This window comes from Lysobacter tyrosinilyticus (assembly GCF_054779815.1).
In genome coordinates this window covers 53,596-66,289 of record NZ_BAAGXN010000014.1, presented here as the reverse complement: position 1 = coordinate 66,289, position 12,694 = coordinate 53,596, and the positions used below count along the sequence as shown (strand labels likewise).

General features: G+C 65.5%; 12 protein-coding genes. 5 read left to right on the top strand and 7 right to left on the bottom strand.

The genetic code is table 11. The features are described 5' to 3' along the window. Window positions 1-119: 119 nt before the first annotated feature. Together ACYVGK_RS16650 and hutI are read right to left on the bottom strand one after the other, a co-directional pair. Entirely contained in the window at window positions 120-1,307 is a 1,188-nt protein-coding gene (locus ACYVGK_RS16650; protein ID WP_460735763.1) for a dipeptidase, read from the bottom strand. Window positions 1,308-1,346: 39 nt separating this feature from the next. Further along, window positions 1,347-2,564 carry an imidazolonepropionase gene (hutI, locus tag ACYVGK_RS16645; RefSeq protein WP_460735761.1) on the bottom strand — a complete coding sequence of 406 codons (1,218 nt, stop codon included), beginning with the start codon at window positions 2,562-2,564 and terminating at the stop codon, window positions 1,347-1,349. 67 nt (window positions 2,565-2,631) lie between these two features. On the opposite strand from hutI, the gene ACYVGK_RS16640 reads away from it, so the two are divergent. Beyond that, complete coding sequence (locus tag ACYVGK_RS16640) at window positions 2,632-3,996, top strand: formimidoylglutamate deiminase (protein WP_460735759.1); 1,365 nt, start codon at window positions 2,632-2,634, stop codon at window positions 3,994-3,996. A gap of 226 nt (window positions 3,997-4,222) precedes the next feature. Here the strand turns inward: ACYVGK_RS16640 and ACYVGK_RS16635 are convergent, their stop codons facing one another. The 3 genes from ACYVGK_RS16635 to ACYVGK_RS16625 form a co-directional block, all read right to left on the bottom strand. Beyond that, window positions 4,223-4,735, bottom strand: a complete 513-nt coding sequence (locus tag ACYVGK_RS16635) for a methylated-DNA--[protein]-cysteine S-methyltransferase (RefSeq protein WP_460735757.1) — start codon at window positions 4,733-4,735, stop codon at window positions 4,223-4,225. Beyond that, window positions 4,732-6,228 (bottom strand): AlkA N-terminal domain-containing protein, encoded by a 1,497-nt coding sequence (locus ACYVGK_RS16630; RefSeq protein WP_460735755.1) that lies wholly within the window; start codon window positions 6,226-6,228, stop codon window positions 4,732-4,734. Before ACYVGK_RS16630 ends, ACYVGK_RS16635 begins: the two co-directional genes overlap by 4 nt. A gap of 83 nt (window positions 6,229-6,311) precedes the next feature. Continuing rightward, the gene (locus tag ACYVGK_RS16625) at window positions 6,312-7,535 is read right to left on the bottom strand and encodes an alkaline phosphatase family protein (RefSeq protein ID WP_460735753.1); all 1,224 of its coding nucleotides are present in this window, start codon (window positions 7,533-7,535) and stop codon (window positions 6,312-6,314) included. On the opposite strand from ACYVGK_RS16625, the gene ACYVGK_RS16620 reads away from it, so the two are divergent. Together ACYVGK_RS16620 and ACYVGK_RS16615 are read left to right on the top strand one after the other, a co-directional pair. After that, complete coding sequence (locus ACYVGK_RS16620) at window positions 7,527-8,183, top strand: YybH family protein (protein ID WP_460735751.1); 657 nt, start codon at window positions 7,527-7,529, stop codon at window positions 8,181-8,183. The two genes, ACYVGK_RS16625 and ACYVGK_RS16620, sit on opposite strands and share 9 nt — an antisense overlap. Window positions 8,184-8,261: 78 nt before the next feature. After that, the gene (locus ACYVGK_RS16615) at window positions 8,262-8,585 is read left to right on the top strand and encodes a hypothetical protein (protein WP_460735749.1); all 324 of its coding nucleotides are present in this window, start codon (window positions 8,262-8,264) and stop codon (window positions 8,583-8,585) included. Between the two features lie 75 nt (window positions 8,586-8,660). Here the strand turns inward: ACYVGK_RS16615 and ACYVGK_RS16610 are convergent, their stop codons facing one another. Both ACYVGK_RS16610 and ACYVGK_RS16605 read right to left on the bottom strand, forming a co-directional pair. Continuing rightward, on the bottom strand, window positions 8,661-9,509 hold the full coding sequence (locus tag ACYVGK_RS16610) for an N-acyl homoserine lactonase family protein (RefSeq protein WP_460735747.1): 849 nt from the start codon (window positions 9,507-9,509) through the stop codon (window positions 8,661-8,663). 102 nt (window positions 9,510-9,611) lie between these two features. Beyond that, window positions 9,612-10,196: a TetR/AcrR family transcriptional regulator gene (locus ACYVGK_RS16605; RefSeq protein ID WP_460735745.1), complete on the bottom strand. Its 585-nt coding sequence runs from the start codon at window positions 10,194-10,196 to the stop codon at window positions 9,612-9,614. A 143-nt stretch (window positions 10,197-10,339) separates the two neighbouring features. On the opposite strand from ACYVGK_RS16605, the gene hutU reads away from it, so the two are divergent. Both hutU and ACYVGK_RS16595 read left to right on the top strand, forming a co-directional pair. Continuing rightward, window positions 10,340-12,010, top strand: a complete 1,671-nt coding sequence (gene hutU / locus ACYVGK_RS16600; protein WP_460735743.1) for a urocanate hydratase — start codon at window positions 10,340-10,342, stop codon at window positions 12,008-12,010. After that, window positions 12,007-12,675 (top strand): DsbA family oxidoreductase, encoded by a 669-nt coding sequence (locus ACYVGK_RS16595; RefSeq protein ID WP_460735741.1) that lies wholly within the window; start codon window positions 12,007-12,009, stop codon window positions 12,673-12,675. The genes hutU and ACYVGK_RS16595 overlap by 4 nt, the downstream gene beginning before the upstream one ends. Window positions 12,676-12,694 lie beyond the last annotated feature (19 nt).

The window sequence follows — 12,694 nt, the reverse complement described above, 5'->3', positions numbered from 1 at the left end:
AAAGCCCCGCATTGCGGGGCTTTTTCTTTGTAGAGCGGAGCTTGCTCCGCTGCTCTCCATGCTTCCAACATCGCAGCGCGCCAAGGGCAGCGGAGCAAGCTCCGCTCTACCAAGCCGGTTCAGCGCTCGGCCGCCTGTTCCACCTGCTTCCAGGCCCGCAGCAGATTGCCGCCCAGGATCTTGCGGATCGCGTCGTCCTTGTAACCGCGCTGCTGCAGTCCCGCGACCAGTTGCGGGTAATCGGCAACCGAGCGCAGTTCTGCCGCGAGCGCGCCGTTGACGCCGTCGAAATCGGAACCGATACCGGCATGATCCACGCCGGCAAGCCGCACGATGCGGTCGATGTTGTCGAGCACCGCCTTGATCGAGGTGGGGGCCAGGGTCGGGAACTGCGGCTCGGTGCCCGCCACCGGCTGGCCCGCAGCGATCGCGGCCAGCTTGGCCTGGCGGAATGCCTCGCGCTCGCGCAGGAACGCCGAATAGATCTTTGTCGCCTGCGCATCGATGAAGATGCTGCCGAACGGCACCTGCACCACGCCGCCCTTCGCGGCGATCGCCCTGACGTTTTCGTCGCTCAGATTGCGCTGGAAGCCGGGTGTGAAATGGCGCAGCGCGGAATGGCTCGCGATCACCGGAGCGCGGCTCAGCGCGACGGCCTGGGCGATCGCGTCTTCGGACAGGTGCGAGACGTCGACCATGATGCCCAGCCGATTCATTTCCTGGATCACATCGCGACCGAAGGGACTCAGCCCATGCCAATGCGGCGCGACATCGGTGGCGGAATCGCTGATCCGGTTGTTACGGCTGTGCGCGAGGGTGATGTAACGCACCCCGCGTGCGTGAAAGTGCGCGAGCTGTTTCAGGTCGTCGCCGATCGGCCCGCCGTTTTCCATGCCCAGTGCGAGCAGCACCTTATCGCCCGCCTGCAGGCGCGCCGCATCGTCAGGCGAACGCAGCAGCGCGAACTTGTCCGGATGCCGCTCGACCAGCGCCTCCACTGCATCGATCTGCATATTGGCGGTCTGCCAGGCCTTGCCTGCCTCGTCCTCATCGGCCGACGTGTAGATCGACATGAAGGCCACATCGAGGCCACCTTCGCGTGCACGCGGGTAGTCGAATTCGCGGCTCGGCGTGGGCAGGGCGAGGTCGTTCCAGTGGTCCAGCAGTTCGCTCGGCGCGTCGATGTGGGTGTCGACGATGGTGGCGTCGTGGGCAAGCCGGATAGCCGCCGCAGGCGCCTGCGCCGCGTAGGCGGTGCCACTCAGCAGCGACAGCGAAACCAGAAACAGAGGCGTAAGGCGCTGCATGTAATCTCCAGTGTGTGTCGTTGCGTTGTGTCAGTGATCCTATCGGGCGCGACCATCTGCGTAGACGCCCTCGGAGAGACGTCCACCGAGCCAGTAGCAGAGTTCGGCTGGATGTCTGACGCGCCAATGCACGAAGTCGGCGCGCATGCCCACGCGCAACACGCCGCGATCATGCAGCCCCAGTGCACGGGCGCCGTGCACGGTGGCGCCGCGCAGTGCTTCTTCCGGCGTCAGGCGGAAATGCGTACACGCCAGCTGCATCGCCTGGCGCAGTGACAGCAGCGGTGCCGTGCCCGGATTGCAGTCCGTGGCGACGGCCATGGCCACGCCATGCTCGCGGAACGCCGCCAGCGGCGGCAGTTTGGTCTCGCGCAGGACATGGAAGGCGCCAGGCAGCAACACAGCGACCGTGCCATGCGTCGCCATCGCCCGCACGCTTTCGGGTGAGGTGTATTCGACGTGATCGGCCGACAGCCCATCGAATTCCGCGACGAGTCCGGCGCCGCCCAGATCGCTGAGCTGATCGGCATGCAGCTTCACCGGCAATCCCAAGGCGCGGCCGGCTTCGAACACGCGCCGCGTCTGTGCCGGACTGAACCCGATGCCCTCGCAGAACGCATCCACCGCATCGACCAGGCCTTCGTTGTGCAGGCGCGGCAACCATTCGCATACGGCGCTGATGTAGTCGTCGGCACGATCCTTGAATTCGGGCGGCAGCGCGTGAGCCGCCAGGTAAGTCGTGCGCACGCTGATACCAAGTTGTTCGCCAACCGCACGCGCCACGCGCAGCATCTTGCGTTCGTTGTCGAAGTCGAGCCCGTAGCCCGACTTGATCTCGAGCGTGGTCGCGCCATCGGCGAGCAGTGCCCGCGCGCGCGGCAGCGACTGGCGCAGCAGCTCGGCTTCATCGACGTCGCGAGTGGCGCGCACCGTGGACAGGATGCCGCCGCCGGCACGCGCGATCTCCTCGTAGCTGGCGCCCTGCAGCCGCAGTTCGAACTCGCGCGCACGATCACCCGCGAACACCAGATGGGTATGGCAATCGACCAGGCCGGGCGTGATCCAGCCGTCCGCTTCGATGACCTCATGCGCCAGCGATCGTGGTTCCCCGGGCAAGCCGCGGCGGGGGCCGACATAGGCCAGCACGCCATCGCGCCAGCCCAGCGCGCCATCAGCGATTTCGCCATAGCCGGAAGATGCGTCCAGCGTGGCCAGATGCGCGCCGAGGATGAGTCCATCGAAGGTGGGAGTCGTCATTGCGGTTGATTCTAACGGGCGAGGCTAGGGCCTGTTATCCCGATAGCGATAACAAGCCTTACCCGGGATGAGCGAGAATGTGCCCATGAAGACCCTCGACGCCGCGATGCTGTGGACCCGGGCCGGTTGGCAGGCCGATGCCGGATTGGAGATCGAAGCCGACGGCCGCATCGCCGCCGTTCGCACCGACGAACCGACGTCCTGCTCGCGCTGGATCGTGCCCGGCATCGCGAACCTGCATTCGCATGCCTTCCAGCGTGCGATGGCCGGCATGGCCGAGCGCCAGACCAATCCCAGCGATTCGTTCTGGACCTGGCGCGAGACCATGTACCGCTTCGCCGCGCGCTTCGATCCTGAATCGCTGTATGCGGTGGCCGCGCAGCTCTATGCGGAGATGCTCGAAGCCGGTTACACCACGGTCTGCGAATTCCATTACCTGCACCATGCGCCGGATGGCAGGCCGTATGCGGATCCCGCCGCGATGTCGCGTGCGCTGATCGCGGCGGCGCGTGACACCGGAATCCGCCTGACCCTGCTGCCCGTGCTGTACATGACCGGCGGCTTCGATGGCCGTGCGCTGGGCGAACGCCAGCGTCGTTTCGGCCACGAGGTCGATGCGTATCTGCGCCTGCTCGAGATGTTGCGTGCGGAAGAGAGCGACATGCTGCGGGTCGGCTGCGCGCTGCACAGCCTGCGCGCCGTGCCCGCGGATGCGATGCGCTCCGTGCTGGCGGCATTGCCTCAGGACAGCCGCATCCATATCCATATCGCCGAACAGCTGGCCGAAGTGCAGGATTGCCTCGCGCTGCGCGATGCGCGACCGGTGGAATGGTTGCTCGACAACGCGGATGTCGATGCGCGCTGGACGCTGGTGCATGCCACGCATCTGACCGCGGCAGAAACACTGCGCGTGGCAGGGAGCGGAGCGACGGTTGCGATCTGCACCACCACGGAAGGCAATCTCGGCGACGGCCTGTTTCCGCTGCGCGACTATCTCGACGCCGACGGCGCCTGGGGCGTGGGCTCGGATTCGCACATCTCGGTGTCGCCGGTCGAAGAGCTGCGTTGGCTGGAATATGGCCAGCGGTTGATCACGCGCCACCGCAACATCGCCGTGCGCGCAGATTCCAGCAGCGTAGGCGAAACCCTGTTGCGCGATGCCATGGCCAGTGCGCACAGGTCGAGCGGGCATGCCATCGGCGCACTTGCAGCCGGCGCATTCGCGGATTGCCTGGTGCTCGATACCGACGCACCACAGTTTGCGGGATTGCATTCGGAGGATGCGATTGATCGCTGGATCTTCAGCGGCAACCGCAATCTGGTGAGTGAGGTGTACGTTGGCGGCGAACGAGTCGTAGCCGACGGCCGGCATCGCGATCGCGACGCCATTGCCGCGCGCTATGGCGCGGCGATGCGTGCGCTTCTGGTTTGATGCCGTTGCTAGGGCAAGCTTCCTAGCCTTCGGTGATTCTGTAGATCCGCGCTTGCGCGGATCGCTCTTCGTTCCGGTCAACGATCCGCGCAGGCGCGGATCTACGCCGACGCTACTGTTTTGTAGAGCGGAGCTTGCTCCGCTGCTGTTTGCGTGAAGGCAACAAGAGCAGCGGAGCAAGCTCCTCTCTACAATGCGCAAGAAGAGCAGCGGAGCAAGCTCCGCTCTACAAGGCGAAAAGATCCTGTTCGCGCGGCAGCGCGCCTTCCAGCTGCAGCAGGAACTGCTTCGTCGGCAGGCCGCCACCGAAGCCGGTCAGGCTGCCATCGGCGCCGATCACGCGATGGCAGGGCAGCACGATCGGAATCGGATTGCGCCCATTCGCCGCTCCCACCGCACGCGTGGCCGTCGGCCGACCCAGGCGCTGAGCGAGTTTGGCGTAGCTGATCGTCTCGCCGAACGGGATGTTCGCCAGCTCCCACCACACGCGGCATTGGAATTCGGTGCCCAGCGGTGCCAGCGGCAAGTCGAAGTGCTGGCGCTGGCCGGCGAAGTATTCGTCCAGCTGTTCCTGGGTCTGCTGCAACACGGCGTGATCGCCTTCGCACCAGTCGTCGCCGCGCGGCATCGGATGACGCGGTGCGTGGAATTCGATCAGTTGCAGCCCGGCATCACTACCGGCGAGCAGTAGCGGTCCGACCGGACTGTCGATAGGGCGATAGATCACGCGCGCGGTCACGCCGCCACCTTGGCGGTTTTGGACGGCGCCATCGAATCCTTCCATAACTGGATCACCGAATACGCACGCCACGGTCGCCACGCTTCCGAGCGCGCGGTCAGCGCCTTCGCGCTCATGCGCGAACCATCGTTGGGCACGGCGCGCTGGAGCACCAGGTCATCGGCGGGGAACGCGTCGGGATGGCCCAGCGCACGCAACGCGATGTAATGCGCGGTCCATGGCCCGATGCCGGGCAACGAAACCCAGCGTGCGGTGAACTCATCCAGCGTTCGCTCCGGAAGAAAATCAACGCGACCATCGAGGACAGCGCGAGCCACGGTACGCACGGTTTCGGCGCGCGCGCGGGTCAGGCCGATGGCGGCGAGGTCGGCATCCGCGAGCGCTTCCGGTCGCGGGAACAGGTGATCGAGCCCCGAAGCCAATGGCATCGACAACGGCTGTCCGAACCGCTGCGATAGCCGTGCCGCGATCGTGCGGGCACCCGCGACGCTGATCTGCTGGCCGATGATCGCGCGTACGGCAATCTCGAAACCGTCCCAGCCGCTGGGCACGCGCAATCCGGGTCGCTGGCGAACCAACGGACGCAGGCGCGCATCGACGCCGAGCGCATCCGCAATCGCGCGCGGATCGGCGTCCAGGTCGAACATGCGCCGCAGCCGGTTGACGATCTCGAGCATCTGCGACGGCCGCGCGCCATGCAGTTCCAACTTCAATGCATTCGCATCGCTGTCGCGGCCCGAATCAGGCCACACCGAAACACGCAGCCATCCTGGCGCATCGGCCGAGCCGATCACCCGCGAGTAGCTCGTTTCATCCACGACTTCCACACCGGGCAATGCCCGGCCCCGCAGGAAATCGAGCATCGCGGTGAAGTCGTACGGAGGTCGATAGGCGAGCCGCAGCGAGAGCGTCTCACCGGGCACTTCCGCGCGCTGCTTGCGCAGATCGCGTGGCGCCATGCGGTACGCCTCGAGGAAGGCGGCGTTGAAGCGGCGCAGGCTGCCGAAACCGGCGGCGAGCGCGACTTCGGTGATCGGCATCGTGGTCTCAGTCAGCAGTTGCTTGGCGAACAGCAGCCGACGCGTGCCTTGCACACCGGTCGGTGGCACGCCGAGGCGCTCGACGAACAACCGACGCAATTGCCGCTCGCCGATGTCGACGCGTTCGGCCAGCGCGGCCAGAGGTTGTTCGTCCAACACGCCCTGGTCGATCAGTTTCAACGCGCGTGCCACCACCTCATCACCGCGCCGCCATGCGCCGTCGCCCGGCGACAGTTCGGGGCGGCAGCGCAGGCAAGGTCGGTAACCCGCCGCTTCCGCCGCCGCCGCGCTGGGGTAGTAGACGACGCGCTTGGCCATCGGTGCAGGGCAGACCGGACGGCAATAGATCCGCGTGCTCAGGACCGCCGTGAAGAACAGGCCGTCGAAACGCGGGTCGCGGCTGCGCCGGGCCTGTTCGCAGGTCTGCGGATCGGGGAGGGCGAATTCGGACATGGACGCAGGCTAGCACCGCGGAAGCCCGCGGACTCGCCGGATTCGGACATCGTCCTGGAGGCCGCCAAGAGACGGCAAGCGCCCTATTTCAAGGCCGGGAGCAAGGGTGTGATATCGCCGTCATTCGGCTCCGGCGCGACGCCGACCAGTTTGGCCAGCATCGGATACACATCGACGTTGTCGAATGGCTCCAGCACGATCCTGTGCCGGAAGGCCGGTCCATTCGCGATGAACAGGGCGCGCATCGTGGGATCGGCCGGATCGTAGCCGTGCGAGCCGCGGACGGTTCCAGGCCGGCGTTCGGCGAGCTTGCGTGGAAGGATCGCCTCCCAGCCCACGTCCATCTGGCACACGATCGGCGGTATGCGCGGATGCGAGCCGTATCGCCAGCGCGATGGCAGTTCGTGCTTGCGCCAGCATTGGTAATGCTCGTGGCGGCCGAGCAGTTTCGCTTCCGCGCTGGCTTCACGCCCGGGTTTCGGCTCGAACCCGACCACTTCGCCGACGCTCACGTAAGTCGCATCCGCGGAATCGATCAAAGTGTCGACATTCATCGACTGCGCATACGGCACCGGCGCCATGCCGTGGTCGGAAACGATCACCAGGTTCACACGATCGCGCAGGCCACGCGCGGCGAGCTCCTGCACGAGGCGACCGATGGCGGCATCGACTTCGGCGAGCGTCGCGTTGGTCTGCGGTGAATCCGGCCCGAAATCGTGTGCGGTGTGGTCGAGCGCGCCGAAGTACAGCGTGGTCAGCCGAGGGCGTGCGTTCGCAGGACGTGTCAGCCAATCCACGACCTGGTCCACGCGCTGCGCCATCGGCATTTCGTCGTCGTATTTGACCCAGTCGGTGGGCCAGGTGCCCTTGATCGGCGCTTCGCTCCCGGCCCAGAACAAGGTCGCCGTGCGCAGTCCCGACTTCTCCGCGGTCACCCATAGTGGTTCGCCGCCCCACCAGCGCGGTTCGCGTACGGCTTTTTCGTCCGAGTTGCGGAATTCGCCCAGTTCGGCGTCGCGCATGGTGTTGTGCACGATGCCGTGATGGTCGGGACGCAACCCGGTGACCAGGGTGTAATGGTTGGGGAACGTGAGCGACGGGTACGACGGATTCATCCAGCGCGCGCGCACGCCGCCTTGGGCAAGGCGCGCCAGGGTTGGGGTGATTCCGCGATCCAGGTAGTCCGGACGGAAGCTGTCGATCGACACCAGCAGGACGGGGACGGGTTCAGCCGTCGAAGACGGCACGGACGCGCAAGCGGTCAGGAAGAGGGCGAGGGCGGTGGTGGCCAGGCGGATATGTCGCATCGGCCGATCATAGCCAGCGATCCAGACGACAACTATTGCAGGCCGGGACGCTGCGACTGGCTGGCAAGATGCCGGGCCGATATCGCAAATCCTTTTGATGCCATGCACCAGTCCTTGCTGATTGTTACCGCCTTGTTCCTGTCCTCATTCACGGCGATGGCGGCCCCGCCGTCGCTGACCGCGGACGAATGCGCGGTATGGCAGCGCGAGCAGAGCTTCGCCCGCTCGGTAGCCGCCCACGATGCCGCCGCCTTTGCCCAGCATGTGGGTGAGCACGCCGCGTTCGGCGCGAGCAAACCCGAGCCGACACGCGGTCGCGAGGCCATCGCCAAACGCTGGACTGGTCTAATCGAAGGTAAGCAGGTGGCGCTGCGCTGGTACCCGACGCGGGTAACCATGGTGCCCGGTATTGCGGACACGGCCTGGTCCAGTGGCCCGAGCCTGATCGAAGTGCTGGACCCCAAGGCCAAGGATCGCTACCTGCTGGGCGCCTTCCATTCGGTCTGGCACAAGGATGCCGATGGCGTCTGGCGAGTGCTCTTCGATGATGGTGTTGAACAGCACCCGGTAGGGACCGCAGAAGTCGCCGCGTTCGACTCCGGCCGCGCAGATTGCCAGGCCGAAGCCGCGCAACTGACAGGTCGCTGAACCCGCGGTCGGCGGCACATGCCAGCATCATGGTCCGGGCGTATGGTGCTGATTGGAGTCACGTAACCGGAGACCGGCATGAAACGCCTGATGATCAGCCTCCTGGGCGCACTGGCCTTCACGGCGGCCGCCCAGACCACGCCGCAACAGACCACCCCCGCGACGGATGCGCCGGCGACTGCACAGACCGAAGCGAAGAAGCCGGATATCAACGACGCCTATTGCCTGCGCGAGACCGGCACCCGCATCACTCGCCGCACCGAGCGCGTCGACCATCGCAAGTCCAAGTCGCATTCCTGCGTCAATTCGTTCGGCCGCGCCTATACGCGCGAAGATCTGGATCGGACCGGCGAGATCAATATCGCCGATGCGCTGCGCAGGTTGGATCCCTCGATTCACTGACGCTCCGGAGCGTCACCGCTCCTGGAGTGCTACAGAAAACGCCCGGCAGGTCCGGGCGTTTTTCTTTGGGGGAAGTTAGTCGAGATAGGCAGGAATCTTCGGCAGCGACTCGAAGTCCTTCGCCTCGTGCTGGATGATGATCCGGCCATGGGTGTTTTTCAGGATGCGCTTGATGCGATCGATCGATCCAAGCGTCTCGCCCCGCGAATAGTTGAACGCCGGCATCCGGTCCTGTTCGAAGTTCTCGCGCGTGTGGAACAAGTCGCCCGACAGGATTACCGTTCCCGACTTCGGCAGTTTGAGCATCAGGACCTGATGACCTGCGGTGTGGCCGTTGGCACGCAGGATCCTCACCGAGCCATCGCCGAATACGTCGTAGTCCAGATCGATCAGTGCGACTTTGGCGTCCTTGCGACCGCTGAGATTGTCGACGTTGACCGCGGTAGGTGTCGGCGTGCCTTCGAGCGCGGCTACTTCACGCCGGCTGAGCAGCCAGGTCGACGCGGTGAAGGCGTTCGCGTTGCCGGTATGGTCGTAGTGGAAATGTGAGAACGACACGTACTCGATGTCGGCGGGCGCGACGCCGACTTCCTGCAGCTGTCCCAACAGCGGCTTGCCGACGAAGACCCGCACGCCCGGACGCAGCTGCTCACCGTCAGGCTTACCGGCATAGCGATCGCCCGGGCCCGTGTCCCAAAGCAGGTCGCCCTTCGGGTGCCGGATCAGGAAACAGGTTGCAACCAGCGTGCCGGGGCGTCCGTCGTATTCGCCGGTGTCGGAGAAATTTCCGAGGTCGTCGAACTTGATGCGTCCGCAATCCAGGACGTACAGGCGCACCGAGTCGGGCGCGGGAGCGGCGGATACGGGGAGCATAGGCAGGAATGCCAATGCGAGGGAAGCCAGAACGACGCGAAGCCTGGTCATTTCGATTTCATCCGTGGAAGGGGGCGGAAATTATCGAGCGGACTCACGAGACGTGCGGTGGATTCTGCATCCCGCAAGGCGAAACAATCCTGGCGGCTGCGATCAGGGTTTGAGCCCGTCCAGCAATCGCTGCAGTGACGCGTCATAGAAGCGGCGGAATTGCGCCTCGTCGAAACTGAAGCGTCCAGCGCGATACAGCGCCACCAGTCCATGCGTGTGCGCCCACAGTGTCATCGCCACGTCCCAGGCGTCATCTTCGCGCAGCAATCCGGACTGCATCGCTTCGGCTACGGCTTCGGCCGCCACCGTCAATGTCGGCGAGCGTCCGGCGCGGAAGTCTTCCGGGTACTTGCGCGCATCCGCCCGCCGCGCCGAAAACGCATGGTCGAACAGGTGCGGATGTGTCAGCGCGTAATCGAGATAGATGCGTTGCAATGCGATCACCCGCGACAGCACATCGCCGCCGCGATTGCGCGCGATCCAATGCCGTGCGATTTCATCGAAGCTGTCGTCGCTGATGCGCTTGAGCATCGCCTCCCGATTGGGGAAGTGGCGGTAGATCGCCATCGGCGTCAGCCCGACCGCGTCGGCGACGCGGCGCATGCTCACGGCCTCTGCGCCGCCATGCTCGAACAGGGAGCGGGCGGCGCGCAGGATGCGTTCGGAGGTCGCTAAACGGGCGGGCATGTATACAGCGTATACAAAAGCGGCTTGCGACGTGGAAATTTCGCCAACTGGGCCGGTTTTGGCGTGATTCGGTCGCGGCATGCGTGGAGGCATCGAATCCTCAGCGCGATAATTTTTCCAACCCCGTCACCGCAGGAACCGCCATGTCGACCCGTCGCGATCCGTCCCGCAGCATCCGCGCCCCGCGCGGCAACACCCTCAACTGCAAGTCGTGGCTGACCGAAGCCCCGTACCGCATGCTGCAGAACAACCTCGACGCCGAGGTCGCGGAGAACCCCGCCGAACTCGTCGTCTATGGTGGCATCGGCCGCGCTGCGCGCGACTGGGAGTCGTACGACGCCATCCTCAAGGCGCTGCGCGAACTGGAAGACAACGAGACGCTGCTGGTGCAGTCCGGCAAGCCGGTCGGGATTTTCCCGACGCATCCGGACGCGCCGCGCGTGCTGCTTGCCAATTCCAACCTGGTGCCGGCATGGGCCAACTGGGAGCACTTCAACGAGCTCGATAAGAAGGGCCTGATGATGTACGGCCAGATGACGGCCGGCTCGTGGATCTACATCGGTTCGCAGGGCATCGTGCAGGGCACCTACGAGACCTTCGTCGAGATGGGCCGCCAGCACTACGGCGGCAGCCTCAAGGGCAAGTGGATCCTCACCGCCGGCCTCGGCGGCATGGGCGGCGCGCAGCCACTGGCCGCGTCGCTCGCCGGTGCGTCCTCGCTCACGATCGAGTGCCGCCAGGCCAGCATCGACTTCCGCCTGCGCACGCGTTACGTCGACGAACAGGCGACCGATCTCGACGACGCACTCGCGCGCATCGCCAAGTACACCGCCGCCGGCGAAGCCAAGTCGATCGCGCTGCTCGGCAACGCCGCGGAAATCCTGCCGGAAATGGTCAAGCGCGGCGTGCGCCCCGACTGCGTCACCGACCAGACCTCCGCGCACGATCCGGTGCACGGCTATCTGCCGATCGGCTGGACCGTCGAGCAATGGCTGGAAGAACAGAAGAGCAATCCGACCAAGGTGCGCGACGCGGCGAAGAAGTCGATGCGCGTGCACGTTGAGGCGATGCTCGCCTTCCACGCGCAGGGCATCCCGACCGTCGACTACGGCAACAACATCCGCCAGATGGCCAAGGACGAAGGCTGCACCAATGCCTTCGATTTCCCGGGCTTCGTGCCGGCCTACGTGCGTCCGCTGTTCTGTCGCGGTGTCGGTCCGTTCCGTTGGGTTGCGCTGAGCGGCGATCCGGAAGACATCTACAAAACCGACGCCAAGGTGAAGGAAATCATCGCGGACGATCCGCACCTGCACCGCTGGCTCGACATGGCGCGTGAGCGCATCAGCTTCCAGGGCCTACCGGCGCGCATCTGCTGGGTCGGCCTGGGCCTGCGCCACAAGCTCGGCCTCGCGTTCAACGAGATGGTGCGCAACGGCGAACTGAAGGCGCCGGTCGTGATCGGCCGCGACCACCTCGATTCGGGATCGGTGGCTTCGCCGAACCGCGAAACCGAAGCGATGCGCGATGGCAGCGATGCCGTATCCGACTGGCCGCTGCTCAATGCGATGCTCAACGTCGCCGGCGGCGCGACCTGGGTCTCGCTGCACCATGGCGGCGGCGTGGGCATGGGCTATTCGCAGCACTCCGGCGTGGTCATCGTCTGTGACGGCACCGAAGCCGCCGACAAGCGCATCGCGCGCGTGCTGTGGAACGATCCGGGCACCGGCGTGATGCGTCACGCGGATGCGGGTTACGACATCGCGAAGCAGTGCGCCAAGGAGCAGGGACTCAAGCTGCCGATGGTGCAGGGATGAATCCCGAGACTGGCGCCGTCCCGTTGCGCATCGACTTCGTCTCCGACGTGGTCTGCCCATGGTGCGCCATCGGATTGGCCTCGCTCGAACAGGCGCTGCAGCGCCTGGGCGGCGACGTGCGGGCGGAGATTCATTTCCGCCCGTTCGAACTGAACCCGCAGATGGGTCCGGACGGTGAGGACATCGCCGAGCACCTGCAGAACAAGTACGGCATGTCCGCGGAACAATTGGCCGCGAACCAGGAGGCTATCCGCCAGCGCGGCGCCGCGCTCGGATTCACCTTCGACATGGATCGGCGCAGACGCACCTACAACACGTTCGATGCGCACCGGCTGCTGCACTGGGCCGGTATCGAAGGCAGTCAGGTGGCGCTCAAGCATGCGCTGCTGCGTGCCTACTTCACCGACGGCCGAAACGTTGCGGATCACGCGGTGCTCGCCGATGTGGCGGCAAGTGTTGGGCTACCGGCGGAACGCGCGTGGGCCATCCTCGAGGGCGACGAATACGCGGCAGAAGTGCGCGCGGAAGAACAGTTCTTCCAGAGGCACGGCATCAATGCGGTGCCGGCGATCATTATCGAGCAGCGGCACCTCATTTCTGGGGGACAGCCGGTGGAAGTGTTCGAGCGGGCCCTGCGCGAGATTGCCCAGGCCAAGGCGGGATAAGGCCGCTGCCTGGGATCCC